Origin of the sequence: Cyclobacterium jeungdonense (assembly GCF_010994275.1) — a bacterium.
Classification (GTDB): domain Bacteria; phylum Bacteroidota; class Bacteroidia; order Cytophagales; family Cyclobacteriaceae; genus Cyclobacterium; species Cyclobacterium jeungdonense.
This window is the reverse complement of sequence record NZ_WMCD01000005.1, coordinates 154,241-176,487: the sequence shown is the minus strand read 5'-3', so window position 1 is coordinate 176,487 and position 22,247 is coordinate 154,241. Positions and strand designations below refer to the sequence as shown.

The 22,247-nt window shown below is 42.9% G+C and carries 19 protein-coding genes; 5 read left to right on the top strand and 14 right to left on the bottom strand.

The window, feature by feature from the left end; genetic code table 11:
- Positions 1-12: 12 nt before the first annotated feature.
- The 8 genes from GKS34_RS12255 to GKS34_RS12220 form a co-directional block, all read right to left on the bottom strand.
- A complete protein-coding gene (locus tag GKS34_RS12255) occupies positions 13-444 on the bottom strand; it encodes a MarR family winged helix-turn-helix transcriptional regulator (protein ID WP_163385120.1) in 432 nt (143 codons plus the stop codon).
- A gap of 553 nt (positions 445-997) precedes the next feature.
- Positions 998-2,671 (bottom strand): Ig-like domain-containing domain, encoded by a 1,674-nt coding sequence (locus GKS34_RS12250; protein ID WP_240459284.1) that lies wholly within the window; start codon positions 2,669-2,671, stop codon positions 998-1,000.
- A 74-nt stretch (positions 2,672-2,745) separates the two neighbouring features.
- Positions 2,746-3,570: a class I SAM-dependent methyltransferase gene (locus GKS34_RS12245; protein WP_317167978.1), complete on the bottom strand. Its 825-nt coding sequence runs from the start codon at positions 3,568-3,570 to the stop codon at positions 2,746-2,748.
- Positions 3,571-3,634: 64 nt separating this feature from the next.
- Positions 3,635-5,503 carry a tRNA uridine-5-carboxymethylaminomethyl(34) synthesis enzyme MnmG gene (gene mnmG, locus GKS34_RS12240; protein WP_163385117.1) on the bottom strand — a complete coding sequence of 623 codons (1,869 nt, stop codon included), beginning with the start codon at positions 5,501-5,503 and terminating at the stop codon, positions 3,635-3,637.
- Positions 5,504-5,549: 46 nt separating this feature from the next.
- Positions 5,550-6,002, bottom strand: a complete 453-nt coding sequence (gene ybeY / locus GKS34_RS12235; protein WP_163385116.1) for an rRNA maturation RNase YbeY — start codon at positions 6,000-6,002, stop codon at positions 5,550-5,552.
- A 1-nt stretch (position 6,003) separates the two neighbouring features.
- Entirely contained in the window at positions 6,004-6,405 is a 402-nt protein-coding gene (locus tag GKS34_RS12230) for an ATP-binding protein (protein WP_163385115.1), read from the bottom strand.
- Between the two features lie 18 nt (positions 6,406-6,423).
- Positions 6,424-7,203 (bottom strand): exodeoxyribonuclease III, encoded by a 780-nt coding sequence (locus GKS34_RS12225; RefSeq protein WP_163385114.1) that lies wholly within the window; start codon positions 7,201-7,203, stop codon positions 6,424-6,426.
- On the bottom strand, positions 7,200-7,568 hold the full coding sequence (locus GKS34_RS12220; RefSeq protein WP_163385113.1) for a hypothetical protein: 369 nt from the start codon (positions 7,566-7,568) through the stop codon (positions 7,200-7,202). Before GKS34_RS12220 ends, GKS34_RS12225 begins: the two co-directional genes overlap by 4 nt.
- Positions 7,569-7,695: 127 nt before the next feature.
- Between GKS34_RS12220 and GKS34_RS12215 the strand changes: the two genes are divergently transcribed.
- Positions 7,696-8,388, top strand: coding sequence for a ComF family protein (locus GKS34_RS12215; RefSeq protein WP_163385112.1), 693 nt, complete (start codon positions 7,696-7,698; stop codon positions 8,386-8,388).
- 4 nt (positions 8,389-8,392) lie between these two features.
- Here GKS34_RS12215 and GKS34_RS12210 read toward each other — a convergent pair whose 3' ends face one another.
- Genes GKS34_RS12210 through dapF form a run of 5 tightly spaced genes read right to left on the bottom strand, consistent with a single transcriptional unit; the run spans position 8,393 to position 15,139 of the window.
- Positions 8,393-9,163: a S1/P1 nuclease gene (locus GKS34_RS12210; protein ID WP_163385111.1), complete on the bottom strand. Its 771-nt coding sequence runs from the start codon at positions 9,161-9,163 to the stop codon at positions 8,393-8,395.
- Between the two features lie 22 nt (positions 9,164-9,185).
- Positions 9,186-10,376: a M20 metallopeptidase family protein gene (locus GKS34_RS12205; RefSeq protein ID WP_163385110.1), complete on the bottom strand. Its 1,191-nt coding sequence runs from the start codon at positions 10,374-10,376 to the stop codon at positions 9,186-9,188.
- Complete coding sequence (locus tag GKS34_RS12200; RefSeq protein WP_163385109.1) at positions 10,363-10,914, bottom strand: hypothetical protein; 552 nt, start codon at positions 10,912-10,914, stop codon at positions 10,363-10,365. Before GKS34_RS12200 ends, GKS34_RS12205 begins: the two co-directional genes overlap by 14 nt.
- A gap of 11 nt (positions 10,915-10,925) precedes the next feature.
- Positions 10,926-14,306: a preprotein translocase subunit SecA gene (gene secA / locus GKS34_RS12195; protein WP_163385108.1), complete on the bottom strand. Its 3,381-nt coding sequence runs from the start codon at positions 14,304-14,306 to the stop codon at positions 10,926-10,928.
- A 47-nt stretch (positions 14,307-14,353) separates the two neighbouring features.
- Positions 14,354-15,139 carry a diaminopimelate epimerase gene (dapF, locus tag GKS34_RS12190; protein WP_163385107.1) on the bottom strand — a complete coding sequence of 262 codons (786 nt, stop codon included), beginning with the start codon at positions 15,137-15,139 and terminating at the stop codon, positions 14,354-14,356.
- A gap of 465 nt (positions 15,140-15,604) precedes the next feature.
- On the opposite strand from dapF, the gene GKS34_RS12185 reads away from it, so the two are divergent.
- The 4 genes from GKS34_RS12185 (at position 15,605) to GKS34_RS12170 (ending at position 21,599) form a co-directional block, all read left to right on the top strand.
- Entirely contained in the window at positions 15,605-16,378 is a 774-nt protein-coding gene (locus GKS34_RS12185) for a hypothetical protein (protein ID WP_163385106.1), read from the top strand.
- Positions 16,379-16,460: 82 nt separating this feature from the next.
- Positions 16,461-16,931 carry a pyrophosphohydrolase domain-containing protein gene (locus tag GKS34_RS12180; RefSeq protein WP_163385105.1) on the top strand — a complete coding sequence of 157 codons (471 nt, stop codon included), beginning with the start codon at positions 16,461-16,463 and terminating at the stop codon, positions 16,929-16,931.
- Between the two features lie 4 nt (positions 16,932-16,935).
- Positions 16,936-18,030, top strand: coding sequence for a DmpA family aminopeptidase (locus GKS34_RS12175; protein ID WP_163385104.1), 1,095 nt, complete (start codon positions 16,936-16,938; stop codon positions 18,028-18,030).
- 113 nt (positions 18,031-18,143) lie between these two features.
- Complete coding sequence (locus GKS34_RS12170; protein ID WP_205602065.1) at positions 18,144-21,599, top strand: PKD domain-containing protein; 3,456 nt, start codon at positions 18,144-18,146, stop codon at positions 21,597-21,599.
- Between the two features lie 10 nt (positions 21,600-21,609).
- Here GKS34_RS12170 and GKS34_RS12165 read toward each other — a convergent pair whose 3' ends face one another.
- Positions 21,610-22,245 (bottom strand): lipoprotein signal peptidase, encoded by a 636-nt coding sequence (locus GKS34_RS12165; protein WP_163385102.1) that lies wholly within the window; start codon positions 22,243-22,245, stop codon positions 21,610-21,612.
- Positions 22,246-22,247 lie beyond the last annotated feature (2 nt).

Here is a 22,247-nt window from a genome sequence, read left to right as displayed (position 1 = left end):
TTCCGGTTTGATTTATTTATCGATTTTTTCTATGACGGCATGAATTTTTTTAAACAGACTAAAGAAATTGTTGATCTCATCATCTGTTAACGCATTGCGAACCTTTTCGTTGAATTCCTTGATGGTTTTTACCGCTACCATTTTCTTTTCCTTTCCAAACGGCGTGAGGAAGATTCTTACCGATCGCCCGTCCTTAGTATCGGGATGCTTTTCTATTAACTGCTTTTGCTCCATTGTTTTTAGTATTCTCGTTAAACTACGAGATTCCAAGCCCATCATAGGAGCAATTTTAGTGGCAGCAGTACCTTCTGAAGAATGAATGTTAATCAAAACAAAACCCATTGATCCTGTAATCCCTTCGATTTGGGCTTTTTGGTTATAAATTCTCGAAATCGAATGCCAACAGGATTTAATATGAAAGTCTATCGTTTCTTCCTTTTTCATTTTGCGATACTCCAATCAATTTACTAAAAAAAATTATGCATGCATAATAAAAACTATTTTTTCAAGACCTTGTCTTTTCTGAATTTACTACCAAATTTTGATTAGCTCTGGGTAACTGCTGTCCACACCCCTATTTTAATTGGAGAGATTAATTTAAAAGAAAACTGTTGTTATTATTATACGGTGGATATGTTGGTAAGATTGATCTTAATAAGTTAATAACCGGTTTCGAATGTTATAGAACTTATGTACACAAAGTATTAACAGGAATTTTAAATATAAAGTATTGAAAATGAATTAAGTATAAAAATTGTTATCGTTGAAGTGGATAACTTATTGTTGGAGGTTCTGGATAAGTTGTCTGTGGGTAATTTCTTTGGTTGCTGTGCACAAATAGGGACTTATCCCCATGGTTTGAAGATTGGTTGAAATGTGTGGGTATTCGGTCTATTTGAATGTGGAATTGCTTAAAGTTTCTACAGGTTATCCTCTTTTTATGATCGCTTATACACATTCAAATAATAAAGATTCCTGTTATATAAGTAATTGATTATCAATTAACTAAATCCTCATGTGTTATTATTAGTACATCTAACGGGATTTCGATTTCGTCGTATTCGATTTCTTTGGATTCTGGTATTTCGAATCCGGAACTCCTTCTTGGTTGTATGATTTGATCTTCCAATGTCCACCCTCCTCTAAGAATGAGTTCGTCATTACCGGTGGCCTCATCGATATAATAGAAAATCAGTTCTGGCTGAATGTTTTTGTTGTAGTTGCCAGGATCCCATCGCCTGTTCCCGTTTGTATCTTGAATTACCTGGAGCTTATAAGTTGTGGCTTCTAGATTAGTAAATTCGAAATCGGTGGTATTTAATAAATATTGTTCCCTTACAACCTGATTTTTACTATCTAGTAATTGGACTAGTAAGGGTTGTACCGGGGTATTAATTTTTCCATAGATTCCATCAGCGAGATTATCGGTTTTTAGTCGGGTATAGGTTGCTTTTATTTCCTCCGTATTCCAACTATTTTCTACATCCTGGAAAGTAGAATCAGAGGCATATAAGGTAAATTTCGTTTGTGGTATGGAATCTGAAATGATTTGATTTATCAGAATTTGGGTGCGTAAGTGGGTACTATCATTTAATGTCAGCATCTCTGGTTTGATGGGTAGGATATTCGCTGAATCATAGGTGAAGTAAAGTGAGTCGTAATTAATGTGAATAATTGGTTTATTAAAGGTTAATATTGCTTGAATTTCGTTAACGAAGTTCTGGTTGGAATTAGTAGTAACTTCCAGGTTTTCTTTTGATCGTTCGCTTTCTTCAAAGGTTGCCATTAATAGCGTATCAATTTCTACTCCTACTGAGTCTCGTACTTGAAGTTGTATTTGTGTGCTATCGTTGTTTAAATTTCGGTGGTATAAGCGAATGGTATTATCATTAAGTCTATAAAATAGACTTTCATTTATACTTGGATGTGTTATTTTAAATTCAGCCGGGGGTTTACTTAATATGATTTCAAAATTAGATCCGGTGCTCACAGAGCGGTTTATTTTTAATGGTGATAGGTCTGCTTTTGCCAGGTTTATGTGAAGGTTTGATAGGTTTTCGGTTATTTCTAAAGGTTCTTTTAAAAATCCATAGGCTTCATTTCTGTATTCTGCCTTTAGAGAGTTGTTTTCGTCATACCAGGCAAAAGCCCGAAATGTTCCTTCTTTGATGTTAGTAATTTCAAAGTTACCAGCTGAGTCAGCCTGAGTGATGTAATAGGGAGCTGAAGTAAATAGGTCCGTAGTATCTGAATTTTGGTATAAACCAATGATGACATTCGTCAAATCAGGTTTATCGTATGGGTGAATGAAATCTATTGTTCCTGATATGGATAAACTATCAATGGTACTTCCGGTCGAGAAAACCAGTTTAAGTCGTTCTGCTGGGTTATTTTCTGTGATGTCTTGGACACTATTCTGGAAATTGAAAAGGTACGTTGTGCTGTCTTCCAGGTCCTGATTTAATTTGATGGAAATGCGATTTTGGATAGCTAAAAATTCGATTTCGTTTGTTTCCAATTTAGGGGTTATGATAATATTCTGATTTGGATTTTCGAGTTTGACGAACTCGTTAAATTCTAAAAAAATGTTTTCGGGTTTTACTTGAGTACTTTCGTTTTCTGGTGAAGAACTGATAAGGATGGGTGGATCCTCGTCTCTTGGCCCTCCCATAGGTGAACTTTGCTTAGCGCATGAACTTAGGAAGATTACTGCCAGGGCTAGGCAAATAAGGGAGCAGATTAATTTCATTTCTTTTTCAAGATAAAAAGTAAGCTGGAATAATTCTTTTTGGTATTATTGGCTTTACGGTTAGAGGATAAGCCTGATTTAAGTGCCTTAATAAATTTGTTTTTTGAGCCGATGTATTGATGACTTAAAAGAGAAACGTAAAAACTATCAAATTTCATTGGTATTGTTTCAACTATTCGACATTCATGTTTATTAGCCAAATAGTTCATAGATTTTACGTTGAAGTGATATAAATGGCGTGGCACATCCCAGGCGGCCCAATTTTCCTGAAAGTCGTTAGCATCAGGGGAGTCTCGGTTTGGTACAGCAATGAACAGTAATCCTCGTTTTTTCAATTTACCCAACAGGACTTTTACTGTTTTGTTTAGTAAATGAACGTGTTCCAGTACATGGAATAATGTAATGACATCGAATTTTTTCTGTTGCTGTAAAGCCTCCAGATTAGGTATTAGTGTTAGCTTATTTTTTGATTCTGCGATTTGGGCCGCGTTAGTATTTGGTTCTATACCGTAAGTTTCCCATCCATCAGACTGGCAAGTTTTCCCGAAGAGTCCGATACCACAGCCATAATCCAGTAGTCTGCCTTTTTTAGGGAATCGGGAGTTAACCCAATTTAGTTTTTGTCGTAGAGTATATTTACGAACTATTAGATAAAGGAAATCGGTTATTCCTCTGGTTTTTTCCTGGTGAGAAATGTAATTAGGAGATTCATAGTAGTTTTGGATATTTTCATGGTTTGGTCTGGGATTGGTGAACCATAAATCGCAATTCTTACAAGCGCATATAATAAATGATTCTTTACTGATAGCTTTGTCTTCCACGACCAGTTGATTAATAAATAGCCCGCTTTTGCATAATGGGCATTTGGTTAATCGCTCGTACATATTATCTTCCTAGATAGATGGTCAAAATAGACATATCTGCGGGAGATACCCCGCTTATTCTGGATGCTTGTCCTAGAGTTGCTGGTTTTATACGATTAAGTTTTTGTCTTCCTTCTGCTGATAATGCCTTAATATTTGCATAGTCCATTTGTGTGGGAATAGTTAGATTTTCTAAATGGTTCATCTTTTCTACCATCAACCGTTCTTTTTCTATATAAGATTGGTACTTAATCTTAATTTCGGCTTGCTCGCGGGTATTTGTTGGGTAGGCCATTAACTCCTCTTTTATTGATTGAGGGCTTAATTCAATGAGTTCTTTTAGTCCTAAGTGTGGTCGTTTAAGGAGTTTGGCAGCAGAGGTATTCTCTTTGATGGTTGCAGTCTGGAGCTCTTCCAAACTCGAATTAATTGTGTCTGGAGCGAACCGCAATTTTTCCAGTTTGGTTATCAATTCCTTTGTTTTTGTTTCTTTTTCCTTCATCAAATCGAAAGCCGCTTCCGTTGCAAGGCCTTGCGCGTAGCCCAGGCCTGTTAAGCGCAAATCCGCATTGTCCTGCCGTAGTAGTAATCGGTATTCCGCTCGGGATGTAAACATCCGGTAAGGTTCTTCTGTACCCTTATTGATCAAATCATCTATGAGCACTCCTATATAAGCCTCGGATCGTTTAAGCACAAATCCCTCCTTATCATGGACGGAATTATGGGCATTCATCCCCGCAATCAATCCTTGGGAAGCCGCTTCTTCATATCCAGTAGTGCCATTGATTTGCCCTGCAAAAAACAGATTGGCTACGATTTTAGTCTCTAATGTTTGCTTTAGTTGGGTTGGTGGAAAAAAATCGTATTCGATAGCATACCCAGGGCGGAACATTTTAGCGTTTTCGAATCCGGGAATTTTTCTTAAAGCCTTGTACTGTATATCCTCTGGCAAAGAAGTTGAAAAACCATTGACATATATTTCTACGGTATCCCACCCTTCCGGCTCAACAAAGATCTGGTGCCTATCTCTTTCAGCAAAACGGTTAATTTTGTCTTCAATGCTTGGACAGTACCTGGGGCCGAGACCTTGTATGCGCCCATTAAACATAGGAGACCGATCAAAACCTGTTTCTAGTGCCTGGTGAACTTCTTTATTGGTGTAGGTAATCCAACAATTGCGTTGCTTTGTTGGAGGTGTTGTATCAGGTGAATAAGAAAACTTTTCCGGAAATTCGTCCCCTTTTTGGACCTCCATCAGGTCATAATTTAAACTCCTGCCATCCACCCGTGGGGGTGTTCCTGTTTTCATCCTTCCGGACTCGAATCCAAGGGCTGTCAGGGTTTCGGTTATACCTTTTGCCGCTCGCTCTCCCGTTCTCCCCCCTCCCATTTGTTTTTCCCCAATATGGATGATTCCGTTAAGAAATGTACCATTGGTTAGTACCACAGTTCGGGATTTAATTTCTAAACCCAGGCTGGTTGTCACTCCCTGAATGCGGTTATCTTTAACGATTAATCCCGTAACCATTTCCTGCCAGAAATCTACACCAGGTGTAGCCTCCAAGGTCAATCTCCACTCCTCAGCGAATCGCATTCGATCATTTTGTGATCTCGGTGACCACATAGCTGGGCCTTTAGATCGATTTAGCATGCGGAACTGAATCATGGATTTATCTGAAATGATCCCAGACTTACCCCCTAAGGCATCGATTTCTCTTACAATTTGCCCTTTAGCTACCCCACCCATAGCAGGATTGCAAGACATTTGTGCGATGGTATTCATATTCATGGTACACAATAGAACCGAGGAACCCATTGCTGCTGCAGCATGTGCTGCTTCACAGCCAGCGTGGCCGGCACCTACTACTATCACATCGTATGTTGGAAACATAATTTTTCTTTTGGTGTTCCACGTGGAACAGTTGATTTTAGTATTCTTATCGTTTTGGTGTTCCACGTGGAACACTTAGACTTTCGAATAATTGTAATGCTCGGGTTTCTTCCCTTCGCATCTGGTTTTTTTCTTCGGGTGAACTATCCTTGTACCCGCACAAGTGCAAAACCCCATGAATCATTACTCTCAATAATTCGGTATGGTAATTGGAATTTTGCTGGTAAGCATTTTCCTTAACCCTGTCTGTACTAATGAAAATATCAGCCTCAATGTTCCCCTTTATTTCAGATTGATCAAAAGTGATTATATCTGTGTACGTATCGTGTTTGAGATAACTGATGTTTATGTCCAATAAATAGGGGTCAGTGCAAAAGATGAAATTTAACGATTGTATACGAAAGCCTTTCTGTAGAGAGATGTCTTGTATCCATCTTTTTACCAATCTTCGTTGCTTGAGCCTTGCCTGAGTTTCTTCCTCAAAGAAATATATGGCCATTTCAATTCATATAAAAAGTAAGGACGATTCTGCTTCCTTCATTTTCAAATTGAATTTCATCACAAAGGTTTTTCATTATAAATACCCCTCTTCCACCAGATTTTTCTAAATTTTCAGGAGAGGTGGGATCGTTTAGATGTTGGTAATCGTAGCCTTCTCCTTCATCTTCGATAATGAATTTTATCTGGTCGTCTAGAAAACGTAATTCTAAGCGGACCGTTTTTCTCTTGTCCTCCTTGTTGCCATGCACGATGGCATTACTGACGCATTCTGTGACCGAAATCATGATATTGCCGTAAATGTCATCGTTGATGTGAAACTTTTCTCGGGCATTATCAATGAAACTTTCAATGATTGTAATATTTTCAATCAAAGAAGGAATTGCTATTTTTATTGATTTCATTGATTCTTTATCCTTTAATCATGATTTTATTTCATTTGACGCTAACTCCAACAGTATGGGGCAATGATCGGAATGATGTGCCTCCGATAAAATCTCTGCATGTTTAACACGCCTACTCATTTCGGGACTGGTCATGTGATAATCAATTCTCCATCCTTTATTATTGGCTCTTGCATTGGCCCGGTAACTCCACCAGGTGTATTGATCCGTCGATTGATTGACAAGCCGGAAACTGTCCTCAAATCCCGAGCTGGTGAATTTATCCATCCATGCCCGCTCGTCAGGTAAGAATCCGGACGTATTCTTGTTCGCTACCGGATTGTGTATATCGATTGGCTTGTGACATATATTGTAGTCCCCGCTTACGATTAAGTTCGGTAGCTCTCGACTTAAATCTTGACTGTAACCATAAATATCGTCCAGAAATTGGTATTTGAATTCTTGTCTGATGTCTCCAGTGGTACCGGAAGGAAAATAAGCGCTGATAAAGGAAAAATCAGAGTAGTCCGCCCGGATGATGCGCCCCTCGTCATCGTACGCATCTACGCCCATACCATAGGTTACTCGTTCAGGGATTTGCTTAGTCAATATGGCAACCCCACTGTATCCCTTCTTCACGGCTGGATACCAATAAACTTCATAGCCCAGGTCTTTAAAAAGAGTGGTATCAATCTGATTCTCAAGGGATTTAATTTCCTGAAGGCCAACAATATCCGGGTCTGTAGCTTTAAGCCAGTCTAGAAACCCTTTTTTGAGAGCTGCACGGATACCATTCACATTGTATGAAACAATTCTCATTGTATATCTATTTCAAATTCCTCTTCAAAATACTCCAAGACATGAAGTTTTAGCATTTTCTCCTGTTCGGTACTGTCCAAATGTGGTAAGGTTTTTTCTAATTTCCAATGCGGCCATCCGTCCTGGTCAATAAAATCCAGGGAATAAAAACCGGAAAAACTGAGCACTTTGCATGTAGCGATGTGCATCAAATCCTGTTTCTCTTCTTTGGAAAAATGCCTTGGTCCCTTGCCCAATTCATGAACACCAATGATAAACAATACGGCATTCATGTCTGTAGGTTTTTTTCCGAGGAGTTCTTGCAATCCTTCCAATAGTTTTCCCCATCTTTTTTCCAGATCCAGGTCCTTTTTGACTAATGCCATGACTTGTTAGTTTTCTTGGTTCAAAACCTTTTATTCGCTGTGAATTTTAGGTAAATTCATTTCCAGTAAGCGCTTACAAATATAACAGGTAAAACGGCTCAACAATTATAAACAACCCATTTTAGGTATGCGTTTCAATTATTGGCAGGATTTTCTCTCCCTGGTTTTTCCTGAAACCTGCTGCATTTGTAAACGAAGCCTTTTTCCTTTCGAAGACCAGTTGTGCAAAATATGCATTTCGCGATTACCCTTGACGGATTATCATTTGCTTCCGGAAAACAACGATCTAAAAACCAAAGTCTTGGGATTGGCCCCTGTCGATAAGGTCATGGCGTACTTGCGGTTTTCTAAAAGTGGAATGAGTCAAAAAATACTTCATCAGATAAAGTATAAAAATAAACCTGCCCTCGCCAGGTTGTTAGGGCAAATGTACGGAACCTTATTGAAAGAAAATGGGTATCAGGAGACCTGGGACCTGATCGTACCAGTCCCTTTGCACCAAAAAAAATACAGGTTAAGAGGGTATAATCAGAGTGAGGAGCTGGCGAAGGGCCTCGCTTCCGCTCTGGAAATAACCCCTGCTAATCTTTTACTACGAATGGTTCCAACCCAAAGCCAAACTAATAAAAGCAGAATGGAACGCTGGGAAAATGTGAGCGATGTATTTAGCGTAGTTGATCCTGGTATGGTAATAAATAAAAAAATTGTAATTGTTGACGATGTGATGACCACTGGTGCCACCTTGGCTGCCTGTGCCCAGACCTTGCAAGCATTTCATCCACAAAGCATTGATTTGGCAGTATTGGCCGCCGGGAAATAGTATATTAACCGTATATTTCGTTCAAAATTCCTGCCAACCGGATTCCCCCTGCCAGCAAGCGCTCCTCTATGACCGGAAAGGTATGGTATACGTATTCGTAGGAAAGGCGGTTGTTTTCAGGTAAATTATAGAGGACGGGGCGCAGGTCTACTGCTTCTTGTAACCAGTTTTCAAGGGGATCACGTTGATAATTCTGAACCAGCGATTTGCTGGATCTTTTGTTCAGGTGCTCAGCCAGTTCGGTATAGCTTAAATTTTTTCCTTCGATGATCCGGGTATCCCAAACGGCATGCAGATTGGTTTGCTGATTGAAATAGAATACATCGACATCGTTTCCTCCCCGATCTTCTCCCGTGCCTACATGCAAGGGTTGATGTAAATCACCTACCAAATGCACCAATATCTTAAGGTAAGCTATTTTTGTTTCAGCATCCAGATTTCCATTTTGAAGCGCATCAATGATCATTATCGTTTTGCTGAAAGCATCTCCTCCCTCTTCCTGAGTATCCGGGTTGTACTTCTCTCCGGTTTTGACTGTCAGGTAATGCCAGGGATTGAGATACCTGTATTTCGGATCTGATTTGATTTCATCCATCCAATTTGCGGACATGGCAAGGGACTCCGAACCCAGTATTCGTTCTATTGCCTTCGCTGCTTTCTTATTGAGATGCCAGCTAGCGATCTGCCCGACTACTCTGTGACCGGTTTGACCCCATCCAAAGGTATTCAGTGAAATCCCTATTGCAAATAGGAAAGAAAATGCTGCTTTTTTCATTTTTGGTAGCGAGAATTAAAAATTAGCGATACTGTAATTCCTCAACAGCAAGCCAGGCCATTAATCCGATGCTTAGCCCCAAGGCATCCTCATCAATATCAAATGTAGGGGTATGGACACCAGATACGATGCCCTTAGTGTCATTTCGGGTACCGAGTCGGTAAAAACACCCGTCTATTTCCTGGGTGTAGTAGGAAAAATCCTCTGCAGCCATCCAGATATCCAGGTCCACCACATTCTCATCACCCAGATAGGCTTTTGCTGCCTGTATACATCGCTCTGTAAGCAAGGGCTCGTTTTTAAGAAAGGGATAACCTTTGCGAACTTCAAAATCTACTGATCCACCCATTCCTTCTGCGATTCCTTTTGCAATCCGGATCATCTGTTCGTGTGCCTTTTTTCTCCAATCTTCATCGAGGGTTCGAAAGGTACCCTCAATGCTTACCTCATCCGGAATTACATTGGTAGCTCCATCGGCCATTACTTTCCCAAAAGAAAGAACGGATGGAGTTTTGGGGTCAGCTTTTCGGCTTACCACCTGCTGCAGCGCGACCAGTATATGAGCAGTGATCAGTACCGGGTCTACCAGCGATTCAGGCATGGCGCCATGGCCCCCTTTTCCTTTCACAGTTAGGTAAAGCTCGTCAGCACTGGCCATATACATGCCTTTCCGAAAACCAACTTTCCCCACAGGAATCAAGGGCATGACATGCTGACCCATGATGGCTGAAGGTCTGGGATTATCAAGGGCCTTGTCGGCGATCATCATCGATGCTCCACCAGGAACTTTTTCCTCTCCGGGCTGGAAAAGTAATTTGATGGTGCCCTCAAAGTCTTCTTTGATCTCGTTTAGGATTCGTGCTGTTCCGAGTAGGGAGGAGGTGTGTACGTCGTGTCCACATGCGTGCATCACGCCCGGATTGGTGGATTTGTAGGGGACGTCATTTGCTTCGTTGATCGGTAATGCATCCATATCCGCCCTAAGGGAAATGATTTTTTTGGAAGGATTTTTACCTTCAATCAAAGCTACTAATCCGGTGTTTGCCTTGGGTTCAATTTTATCAATACCCATGCCACGCAGCTTTTCTTCTACAAAAGCCACGGTATTGTTTTCTTGAAACGATAATTCCGGATGGGCATGTAAATGCCTTCTCAGCTTGATGGTGTCCTCCTTGTAGTTGGTCGCTAGTTTTTGAATTCTATCTTTCAGCATTTTCTATCTTTTCTTCTTCTTTTTTCTGCTGGTCATGATCTTTTAGAAAGCGTGCAGAAATAATTCGGGAGCCCGGAAAAAGAGGTTTTAATTTTTCGTAGGTTGCCAGGGCTTCTATTTTATTAATGTACCGACCTACTTTTACCAGGTACCGGGGTTGTTCGTATTCCATGTAGGTTTGGATATCCGGAAATTCGGAATAGACCTCGTTTCGTAATTCGAAAGCAGCATCCCTACCCACTCCGCTGTAAACCAGGATCGTGAAACCATCCAGGAACATTTCCTTGTCGTTTTCCATGATGATTTGATTGATTCTTTGGCCGAGTTCCTGATCTATAGGGTCAGCGTCGCCTTCGGGCTCAAAATTCGAATCCTCGGGATCAGGAAGTGGCTCAAATTGAATTCGAGTGCTACTAAGATCTTCCGAGTAATTGGAATACATTTCTGCACTTCCTCCGCTTTTTCGAATGTTGATTATTCCGCAACTGCTGAATAGTATAAGGCTTAATACGATGAGAAGACTTTTTTTTCCGGCCATGGGGATGTTGTTTAATTTTCTATGATCACGCATTTTGCGTCCGAAAGATCCTGTTCCACACTTTTGTATTTCACATCTTTTTTGACCTTTCCGTCCACATACTTTACGCTTACCTTGTCATTTCTACCGTAGGATTTATCTGATTTTCTAGGCTGCACCGGCTCACGGGATGGGCGGGCCCTGCTATTGGCCAAAGCGGCGCGTTGTCCCGAAGCATTTCCCAGACTGTTTCCTGCCTCCTCTTTGGAAGCCGTTACCGCCGGTTCCCTTTTTCGTTGCGTTTGCGCGGCTTTCACCTGATCGGGATCCTGTTTGGGCAAATCCGACTTGGAAATAAACGATACAATATCATCATTTAACTTGCCGAGAAATCGTTTGAACATTTCAAAAGCTTCAAACTTATAGATAAGCAAGGGGTCTTTTTGCTCGTACACTGCATTTTGGACCGATTGTTTCAAATCATCCATGTCGCGAAGGTGTTCTTTCCAGTTTTGATCAATAATGGCCAGGGTTACCGTTTTTTCTATCGCACGAATCAGCTCCCTACCCTCGTTATTGAGGGTAGATTCCAGGTTGATTACAACCCCGATTTGTTTGATTCCGTCCGAGATGGGCACCATGATTTCTTTTACGGTTGCCCCGCGGTTTTTGTGAACATCCCGAAGAATGGGCATGGCCCTTTCTAAAATACTTTGGTTTTTCTTCGTGTAGTTTTCGTATGCTGCATTGAAAAGGGTTCGGGTAAGGGTAGAAAGATCCTTATCCTTCAAATCCGATTCAGAAAATTGATAATCAATTCCCAGGGAACTGAAAATATTCATCCGAAGGTTTTCAAGGTCTTCGGTAGATTTGGCCATTTCTATCAGGTCTTCGGATACATCGTACATGATGTTTAGGATATCAAGTTCCAGACGGTCACCGATCAGCGCATTTTTCCTTCTGCGATAAACGACTTCCCGCTGGCTGTTCATGACATCATCGTACTCCAGTAGGCGCTTTCTTACGCCAAAGTTGTTTTCCTCTACTTTTCGCTGAGCCCTTTCTATGGATTTCGTAATCATGGAATGCTGAATGACTTCTCCTTCCTCCAGACCCATTCGGTCCATTAATTTGGCAATCCTTTCGGATCCAAACAAACGCATCAGGTTGTCTTCCAGGGAAACAAAAAACTGGGTAGAACCTGGGTCTCCCTGCCTACCAGATCTACCGCGTAACTGCCGGTCCACTCGTCTGGATTCGTGTCTTTCCGTACCGATAATTGCAAGACCTCCAGCTCCTTTGGATTCCGGAGTCAACTTAATGTCGGTACCCCTACCCGCCATGTTGGTGGCAATGGTCACGGTTTTTGGCTTTCCGGCCTCCGCTACCACGTCCGCCTCCCTGGCGTGTTGCTTGGCATTCAATACCTGGTGTTTGATCTTTCGGATGTTCAGCATCCGGCTGAGTAATTCCGATATTTCCACTGATGTGGTACCTACCAGTACAGGCCTGTTTGCATCCGTCAACTCGTTGATTTCATCTACCACCGCATTGAACTTCTCCCTAACGGTTTTATAAACCTTGTCTTCCCGGTCTTTTCGTTGAATGGGTTTATTGGTAGGTATGACAATTACATCCAACTTGTAAATTTCCCAGAACTCTCCTGCTTCCGTTTCGGCAGTACCGGTCATGCCCGAAAGTTTGTGGTACATTCGGAAATAATTTTGAAGGGTAATCGTGGCGTAGGTTTGGGTGGCATCTTCCACCTTTACATTTTCTTTGGCTTCTATGGCCTGGTGTAGTCCATCAGAATATCGGCGTCCTTCCATGACACGGCCGGTTTGTTCATCGACGATTTTTACCTTTCCATCCACCAAAATGTATTCCGTGTCTTTTTCAAACATGCAATAGGCTTTCAGGAGCTGGTTGACAGTATGAATGCGCTGCGCCTTTATACCATAGTCTTTAATGAGCTCTTCCTTTCGTACCAGCTTTTCGCGCTCATCAATCGCCTCGTCTTTTTCCAAATCAGCGATTTCGCTCCCAATATCCGGGAGGATGAAGAAGCTGGCATTTTCGTTCTTTTTGGTAATGACTTCAATACCATTATCGGTAAGGTCTACGGTATTTGATTTTTCATCAATGGTAAACAATAAGGGCTCATCCGCCTCAGGCATGTTTCGTTTGTTATCCTGAAGGTAAAAATTTTCAGTTTTTTGCAGAATTACCCGAATTCCGGGTTCTGAAAGGTACTTGATCAATGGCTTGTATTTAGGAAGGCCTCTAAAAGCTCGGAATAAGGAGAGCCCTCCCTCCTTTTCCTTACCTTCCTTGATAAGCTTTTTGGCTTCGGACAAATAGGTTTGCACCAGTTTTCGTTGTTCGTCGACAAGGGTGGAAACCCGGGGTTTCATGTCATAAAACTCGTGCTCGTCTCCTCTGGGAATCGGACCGGAAATTATTAATGGGGTCCTTGCATCATCGATCAAAACAGAATCTACCTCATCAATCATGGCAAAATGGTGCTTCCCCTGAACCAGGTCTTTGGAGTCGCGTGCCATATTATCTCTTAGGTAATCAAAACCAAATTCATTGTTGGTTCCATAGACGATATCACACTGGTAAGCTTTTCTTCTGCCTTCAGAATTCGGTGAATACTTATCTATGCAGTCGACTTTCAATCCGTGAAATTCGAATAAGGGAGCATTCCATTCAGAATCTCGTTTGGCAAGGTAATCGTTTACAGTGACGATATGAACACCTCTTCCAGCAAGTGCATTGAGATAGGCAGGTAAAGTGGAAACCAGCGTTTTACCTTCCCCGGTAGCCATTTCCGCAATGTTTCCCCGGTGAAGTGCCACCCCACCTAAAAGCTGCACGTCGTAATGCAACATGTCCCAGGTTACTTCAACACCTGCCGCTGACCAGCGGTTGTGCCAAATGGCCTGATCACCTTCTATTTCCACGTAGGATTTGTTGGCGGCCATTTCCCGGTCTTCTTCGGATGCAGCTACCGTTAGCTGCTCGTTTTCTTTCAGGCGTCGGGCCGTTTCTTTGATTACTGCAAAGGCTCGGGGCAATACCTTCTCCAGACTTACTTCTAAGGCTTCGTCTCGTTCTTTTTCTACCCGGTCTATATCGTTAAATAAAGCATCCTTGGCCTGAACCTGATCCGGACTCATAGCATCAATTTCGCTTCTTAGTTGAGCGATGCGTTCATCAAATTCTTTTAAGTCCTCGTTAATGACGCTTCGGATGGCTCTGGTTTCGTTTCTCAGTTCATCGTCCGAAATAGTTGCCAGTTTATCGTAGGCTGCATTTATCAGGCCAACTGCCGGGCTTAAGCTTTTGATATCCCGGTCTGATTTTGTACCAAAAACCTTTGCTAACCCTTTTGCTATTGCTTCTATCATATATATTACTGCTTTATCACTTTCTTAAATTCTTTATTTCCGCTACCTCATGCTATTTCGGCAAGCGAAATTTTCCCGGAAAATACCTGTTTGGCAGGACCTGCCAAGATGATGTTTTCAAAGCTTCCACTTGGATGTACAACAAAGCTGACTTCCAGGTTTCCTCCCGGTGTGCTAATTTTTATTTCGTTTTGACCTTGTTGGGAGCCATAAACCAAGGCGCAAGCGGTAACGCCCGTTCCACAGGAAAGGGTTTCATCTTCCACACCCCGCTCGAAGGTTCTTACCTCGATGTGATTTTTGTTGAGCGGCTTTAGAAAATTTACGTTGGTTCCCTTTGGATAATTTACTTTATCGTTGCGGATGCTTCTTCCCGTTCCTACCACATCGTAAGTCGCCAATTCATCAACAACCCTCACGTGATGGGGAGATCCGGTATCCACAAAATAATCTTCGCCTGCAGAATGTATCTTTTTCACTGTTCCCATTTCCAGGGCCACCCAATCACCCTTGATTTCGGCCTGGTGAGAGCCATCGATGGCCAGAAAGTCGGTGCTGTTTCCAATTATTCCCAAATAATTAGCGAATGCTACCGCACATCGGGCACCATTGCCACACATACTCTGGGAACCATCTGCATTATAATAGACCATTTCAAAATCAAAACCGGTTTTCTCTTTCAAGAGGATTAGACCGTCTGCACCAATTCCGAATTTTCGATGGCAGAGATTTTTAATCGTAGGAATCGGATCCTTTCCCAGGGAATGTTCGCGTCCATCTACCATGATGAAATCGTTGCCGGTTCCCTGATATTTATAAAACGTTATAGTCATTTGAATTTTAACCAGTTAGACGAACAGGGGAATGTAAATAGAACATTTTCCATGACGGGATCTGTGCCTTAAGCACATCAAAAACCCCACCAATACCTGAAGCGATTACAAAAATAATCATCTTGTTCGAAATTACGGGCTTATATTCAATTTACTATGGTATTTACCGGGTAAACTCCGCAAATGAAGTCAATCAGTCATTTTGACGGGTTGGCTTGGTAAAAGATACGTGATCAGGGATGCCCCGGTTTCCTTACCTCGAAAGAACTTAGGATTCTAATCGAGGAAATTGTTCACACAAATTGAACTATTAGCCTGAAAGCACCTTTCCTTTCTGATATAAAGAAACTTTTTAAAATGTCATTAACTACTTAAAATAAACTGTTTACAATCTAATTTAGAATGTTGGTTTAATTTTTGGCATATGGATTGTCTAGCAGTTCGCCTAAACCAAACCAATTTATTATGTATGTATCAAAAAAAAGTTTGATTACCTCAGGGTTGAGTTTTGGAATTGCCTTGGTTTTATTTTCTTGCCAATCAGAAGAAGATGTTACGCCTCCTGATAATCAGGGAAATGTGCAATTGCAATCCACGGCCAGACAACCTTCCAATCCCGATGCCAGCGCCAGAAGCTTGTTAAATACAATTGTGGTCACCGATTTCCAGGTGGGAACTAAGTCAATGGAAATGAAATATGCTGCTGAAGCGGATATAGTAGCCGGAATTGACCTGGGAAGTATCAGTCTGAAGTCCAATGTAAATACCGAATTGGGCACTTCCGCCTCTGAGCCCCAAACCCTGGTGCTGATTAGTGAAGGCCAGACCAGAGTGTCTGCCTTAGGTGAAGGGAATACGCCGAAAGGAAATTACCAGGAAATTCAATTCGATCTGTATAAAAATACCTCCGTTGAGACGGACAATCCATTGTATAACAAGTCACTTTGGGTAGGAGGAGAAATGAATGGAGACCCGGTTCAAGTTTGGATGGATGCAGAAAAAGAATTACATGCGGAAGCAGTAAACGATGACGGACATGAGGTCAACGAGAATACCGAACTGATGGTCGTTTTTGATTTGGAGACGTTGTTTGAAGGAGTGGATTTTGATGCGGCTGTGGATGGAAATTCCGATGGAGTCATAGAAATTGGACCGAATGATGCCGATGGCAATGCCAGTCTGTACAATGAGATAGAAAGTAATCTGGAAGCCTCCGTCAATTTTGAAAAGAATTCCTAATTCCAGGTCTAAATTATTTTGAAAGAGCTTGCTTCCTAGGCAGGCTCTTTTTTTATTTGGTAGGAATTCCAATGACCTACCTATGAAAGATCCGCAGAGCCTGTCCTCAGTAGCCCGTTTTCACCAGACCTTTAAGCATCCGGTGGTAATAAGCCCGGCCATCCCCTCCCCATCCCGCTGTCAGCTTCGTCTGTCTTTAATTGCCGAGGAATTGCAAGAACTGGAAGAAGCGATCCAAAAGCAGGACTTAGTCGAAGTAGCAGATGCATTATGTGATATCCAATATGTACTATCCGGTGCTATACTGGAGTTTGGCCTGGCGGACAAATTTCATGCATTGTTCGAAGAGGTTCAACGATCCAATATGAGCAAGGCATGTAAAAATGAAAAAGAGGCGGAAGAAACGGTACGGTATTATAAAAGTAAGGGCACGGATTGCTACTATGTGCCAGCAGACGATGTCTTTTTAGTTTACCGGACAACCGACAATAAAACCTTAAAATCCATCCACTATTCTCCGGCTGATTTGGCCTCCATTTTACAAAACTCCTGATACGATGCGAAATTCAATTGTATTGATTGTATTGGCCCTGGTTATTCATTCCACAGTCCAGGCCCAGAATAGTGCCCGAAGTTATGGGATTTCATTGGGTGTTCTGGATCCTGGAAGATGGAATGCCATCACCGATGTACCCGGAGTGGCCGTCGGACAGGTTACCCTGGTGGAAGGCACGGAAGTGCGAACAGGGGTCACGGCCATAATGCCGCATCAGGGCAATTTATTCCAAATGAAAGTTCCCGCAGCTGTATATGTCGGCAATGGTTTTGGAAAATTGGCGGGCAGTACGCAAATCCAGGAATTGGGAAACCTTGAATCTCCGATAATCCTTACGAATACATTGAGTGTGGGTACCGGGATGGAGGGGATATTGGATTACATGCTATTTTTGGAGGGCAACGAAAAAGTGGGATCCCTTAATGCAGTAGTAGGAGAAACAAACGATGGGTATCTTAACGATATCAGAGGAAGGCATGTGAAGCGGGAACACGTGACAGAGGCGATTAAAAAAGCGAAAACCGGTCCAGTAAAGGAGGGAAATGTAGGCGCAGGTACCGGCACAATTTGTTTTGGATTTAAAGGTGGAATTGGCACTTCTTCCCGGAAATTACCGGAAAACCTGGGTGGTTATACGGTTGGGGTGCTGGTACAAAGTAATTTTGGAGGTGTTTTACAAATTGGAGGCCAACCGGTGGGTAAAATACTGGGGCAATATAGCTTTAAAAACCAACTGGAATCTGCCGATGGATCCTGCATGATTGTGGTAGCAACGGATGCACCCGTCGACTCGCGGAACCTGGAACGCATAGCAAAAAGAGCCATCATGGGTCTGGCCCGAACTGGGGGGATTGCCTCCAATGGAAGCGGGGATTATGTGCTTGCTTTTAGTACATTAAAAGAATTGATATCCTCACCTCTAACGATAGCAGCCCTGGATAACAATGCCATTACACCTCTGTTTTTGGCTGCCATCGAAGCGACGGAGGAAGCCATTATCAATTCCTTGTTTGCAGCCGAGGATATGAAGGGCAAAAATGGTAGGCAGATAAAAGCCCTGCCCAAAGAAAAGGTAATGGAATTATTTTCCGAATAGGTGGTTTCTTATTGTTTATTAGGAATTAATTGAAGTTTTATTTTATTAGGTAATTCAATTTCCGTTCAAATTTTTTTGTATACTTGAAAACGGGAATGTGAATTGGATTTCAGGTGGTTACTAAACAAAAATTTCAAAAGAAGATTTGGCGAAAAACGTACGCCATCCTGTTGTTGTGGATGACATTACAGGCTTTGTCAGCTACTGCTCAGGTTCTTCAGCCCTTTTTGCCCAGATCAACACCCAGCGGCCCGAGCACAAATATATACAACATCAATGGAGATTTTACCATCATTGGTAATACGAACCTGACGCTAGAGGATTACAGCCTGAATTTTCAAAACAACTACCCCATGGTGTATGTGGATGAGGATAACGATTCGGAAACCTTTAATTCCTCAGCTGCAACCCTGGTTTTTTCCAATGAAAACGGTGCAGATCCTGCCTGTACCCAAGTGCTGTTTGCGGGACTCTACTGGACAGGACGTTCCTCTGAAGACATGCGGTTCAACGTAACAAAATCAGGAATCACCAAAAATCTCGATAAAAAGCAGGTTAGTATAAAAGTTCCAGGACAAGCGGAGTACACTACCGTGCAGGCTCAAAATGACCAAATCTGGTTTCCCGAATCCTATTTGGAACAGGATGGCTTGTTTGTTGGCTATGCGGACGTGACTGATTTGGTAAAATCTGCCGGATCGGGAGAGTACTGGCTGGCGGATTTGGCTTTGCAGGAAGGGACGGGTGGTTCCATCGGTTTTTTTGGAGGCTGGGGAATGGTAGTGGTCTACGAAAATGCCCTGATGGAAGCCAGAGATGTTGTTGTTTTTGATGGCTTTGCTTACGTCGAATCTTACCTAAACCAGGACAATATTCTTGATTTGCAGGGATTTTCCGCTGTGGAATCCGGACCGGTGAAGGTCAAATTGGGAATAATGGCAGCAGAAGGCGAACGGGGCGGTACAGGAGATTATTTTGAAATAGAAGAAGGCGTAAACTCCGGGGAATTTGTACGGCTTCGACACGATATAAACGACACCTTTAATTTTTTCAATAGCAGTATCTTTACTGGTGGAAATCCCCGAAAACCGGAACTTATCAATAACACAGGCATGGACCTGGCTGTTTTTCAGGTTCCCAACGAGGACAACAGCGTCATTGCCAACGGACAAACGCAAACCCGTTTTAATTATGCCTCTGTCATCGATACCTACGCCATTTTTAATATTACCTTTTCGATAAATGCCCGTCAGACGAAGCTTGAGGTTATCCAGCAGTTTACCGGAGAAAACCCGCAGGTGGATGATGTTTATCAGGTAATGGGTAAGGAGCCATTAGAATTTCGGGTAGAAATCAGAAATAAGGGGCAGGAGGCTATCGATGACGCAAGAGTGGAAATTCCCTTGCCGCCATCAGTTGAGTTCGAACAAGTAAAAGAGGTTTGGTGGAATGGAAGCCTGCCAGGTGGCATCAATTATAATCCATCCCTAGGTCCCGGAGGAACCTTGGTTTGGGAAATCGGGGAAGTGCCCGTCTCGGGAGATCCGGATGATTTAATAGGTTACATGGAGTATATCTTAATCGCTCCTGACAACTGTTCCGGGCCGGCGGGATTTCAATGTGCAACCAATTTTAACCTTTCCGGAGAGGTAACGGGAAAAAATGCCAATACCGATGTTGCTTTTTCCAGCCCGGTCATTCAGGGCTTTGCCAGCGATGTCGACTGTGTCCTCAGTCCCTTGTCCGACCCGATTTATTTTGATGTATTGGTGGAAGAAGGTGCTTGTCCGGATGCCGGAGAACCGCTTGCCATCCAGCTCTGCAATGTGGTGGACGATGCGATTGATGTATCCGAGATACTGGGCTATTTCCCGGATGGTTCCCGATTTTACGATACTTTTCCTGTTCAGGATGACGCTGTGGAATACACGGCAGGCAATCCTTTCCCCAAATCAGGTGAGGCTCGGTCCTTTGTAGCGGTACTGGGTGATGAGAGATCTTGTTTTCGGCCCTTTACCTTGGTACATGAGACCATGGAGGCCATGGTTTCGGTTACTTCTGATTATGGTGGACTTCCTGTTTCCTGTTTTGGGGCATCCGACGGCGCGGTTTCAGTGCAAGTAGAAGGAGGCAATCCCCCCTATACCTACCAATGGGATGATAAAGCGGATAGTACTACACCCAGCCTCGAAAACCTTCCTCGGGGAACCTATACCGTCCTAATTACCGACAGCCAGAATTGTACTGCAAGTGGTTCCGTGACATTGGAGCAGCCGGAGCAGTTAGAAATCCTTCCGGATACGGAGGCCTCCAATCTGGATTTGGGATGTGATCCGGAGAAAGAAGCATGGGTAATCTTTGAAATTCAGGGTGGAACCGCTCCCGTTAGCGCGGACTTATATCTTATAAGTGGAGATGGTTCGGAAGAAAGGGTCGGTAGCCGGGATTTTGAGATGGGCAGAAATATTCGCTTTGGGGATTTGGAAGCAGGGAGTTACCTGATTCGGGCTTTGGATACCAATGGTTGCCTAAAAGAAAGTTCTTTTGAGGTGGGAGGGGTCGAAGCTCTTTCCTATGCCTTGGATGTTACACCTGTGCAAAGCTGTCAAAATCCGGAATCAGCATCCATCGCTATCCTTCCGGATGGAGATCCGGCCTTGCTTACCTATGCCTGGTCCAACGGAGCCACCACACCGACACTTGAGAGTATTGGGCCCGGATCCTATTCCGTAGTCATTTCCAATAGCTCCGGGTGTAGCCGGGAAGAAACGTTTACCATTGAGTCTCCGGAGCCTCCGGAATTTACCATTGCCTCCTCTACCGAGGTAATTTGCGGGGAGCCGGGGTTAAAAACCACCTTTTTGGTGATTTTGGAGGAGGAAGCGGATGCCGTTGATATTCAATGGACCGGAGGGGAAGTAGCGGATGATGGATTCATCATGGTCAACGTAATACCGGGAATTTATACGGTTACTGTCCAGGATGACAAAGGATGTTCCTCCAGTCAGGAGGTAGAAGTACTACCCTATGTGCTGGATGCCAGTTTTGATTATTCAGGACCCGGAAATGGATCCGCTTCCGAATTTTTTATAGGAGATTCAATTGAATTTGAAGCTGAATTCGCAGGGAATGTTACAACATTTCTGTGGGACTTTGGAGACGGCACCCAGAGCGAGGAGGCCAGCCCTTCCCACCAATACCGGCAAAAAGGCACTTTTACGGTGAGTCTGGACCTGGTTGATGGGAATGGCTGTACAGCACAATTTACCCGGGAGGTGACCATTTTGGCTTTTGAAATACGCATGCCCGATGGCTTTACTCCCGATGCTCCAGATGGTAGCAATGCCCATTATTTTCCTGTTTTTGCAAAGATTGACGGGCTTGAATTCTGGGTTTTTAACAAATGGGGAGAAGTGATTTTCTATACCAACGATGAGGAGTCCCTGGGATGGAATGGATACTACCAGGGAAAAGTTGCCCCGGCTGGAAGCTACGTATACCGGCTATCCTATACGGCACCGGACGGAGGGCAGGAGACAAAATCAGGATCGTTTCTGTTAGTTCGGTAAGGAAGCCATGCTACGCTTTTTTTTCATCGATAAATTGCCGCTGCACTTCATCTTCTTCTTCGGTCGAGTCGTTTTCTTCAAAAAACCTTTTTTGGTAGAGGAGAATGATCGCCACCCCAACGAAAATGGAGGCATCGGCAATGTTAAATATGGGCCAAAGTGCCGTATAGCTTCCACCCATCAGCGGAACCCATTCCGGAATAAAACCTTCCCAGATATCAATATAAAACATGTCGATTACCTGACCGTGAAACCAGGGGTTGGGTGCATCAAAGGGAGCATTTCCCAGCCAAACCCCATAAAAAACACTGTCAATTAAGTTTCCAACTGCCCCTCCTAAAATCATGGAAATGCAGACGATGTATCCCGGGTGTGCCTTTTTTTGGATTAGGGCATACAAGTAATAACCAATTCCAAACATGGCAATCAACCGAAAACTGGTTAGGATTAATTTACCGTATTCAGAGCCCAGTTGCATGCCGAATGCCATGCCAGGATTGGTGGTATAGTGCAGTTTAAACCAATCTCCAAAAACTTTTATTTGCCCGACGGTACCGAAATCCATACCATTATGCACCAACATTTTCACTGCCTGGTCCAGGAGGATCACAATAAGGGTGATGCCAAAATATTTCAAATAGTTCATAG

Coding starts and splice junctions, on each gene's coding strand:
- mnmG (WP_163385117.1), bottom strand. CDS start 5,503: ATGTTTCCAACATACGATGTGATAGTAGTAGGTGCCGGCCACGCTGGC.
- dapF (WP_163385107.1), bottom strand. CDS start 15,139: ATGACTATAACGTTTTATAAATATCAGGGAACCGGCAACGATTTCATC.
- GKS34_RS12180 (WP_163385105.1), top strand. CDS start 16,461: ATGAAAGATCCGCAGAGCCTGTCCTCAGTAGCCCGTTTTCACCAGACC.
- GKS34_RS12250 (WP_240459284.1), bottom strand. CDS start 2,671: ATGGGAGGGCCAAGAGACGAGGATCCACCCATCCTTATCAGTTCTTCA.
- GKS34_RS12185 (WP_163385106.1), top strand. CDS start 15,605: ATGTATGTATCAAAAAAAAGTTTGATTACCTCAGGGTTGAGTTTTGGA.
- GKS34_RS12230 (WP_163385115.1), bottom strand. CDS start 6,405: ATGAAATCAATAAAAATAGCAATTCCTTCTTTGATTGAAAATATTACA.
- GKS34_RS12165 (WP_163385102.1), bottom strand. CDS start 22,245: ATGAACTATTTGAAATATTTTGGCATCACCCTTATTGTGATCCTCCTG.
- GKS34_RS12255 (WP_163385120.1), bottom strand. CDS start 444: ATGAAAAAGGAAGAAACGATAGACTTTCATATTAAATCCTGTTGGCAT.
- GKS34_RS12225 (WP_163385114.1), bottom strand. CDS start 7,203: ATGAGAATTGTTTCATACAATGTGAATGGTATCCGTGCAGCTCTCAAA.
- GKS34_RS12210 (WP_163385111.1), bottom strand. CDS start 9,163: ATGAAAAAAGCAGCATTTTCTTTCCTATTTGCAATAGGGATTTCACTG.
- GKS34_RS12205 (WP_163385110.1), bottom strand. CDS start 10,376: ATGCTGAAAGATAGAATTCAAAAACTAGCGACCAACTACAAGGAGGAC.
- GKS34_RS12200 (WP_163385109.1), bottom strand. CDS start 10,914: ATGGCCGGAAAAAAAAGTCTTCTCATCGTATTAAGCCTTATACTATTC.
- GKS34_RS12175 (WP_163385104.1), top strand. CDS start 16,936: ATGCGAAATTCAATTGTATTGATTGTATTGGCCCTGGTTATTCATTCC.
- GKS34_RS12215 (WP_163385112.1), top strand. CDS start 7,696: ATGCGTTTCAATTATTGGCAGGATTTTCTCTCCCTGGTTTTTCCTGAA.
- ybeY (WP_163385116.1), bottom strand. CDS start 6,002: ATGGCCATATATTTCTTTGAGGAAGAAACTCAGGCAAGGCTCAAGCAA.
- GKS34_RS12220 (WP_163385113.1), bottom strand. CDS start 7,568: ATGGCATTAGTCAAAAAGGACCTGGATCTGGAAAAAAGATGGGGAAAA.
- secA (WP_163385108.1), bottom strand. CDS start 14,306: ATGATAGAAGCAATAGCAAAAGGGTTAGCAAAGGTTTTTGGTACAAAA.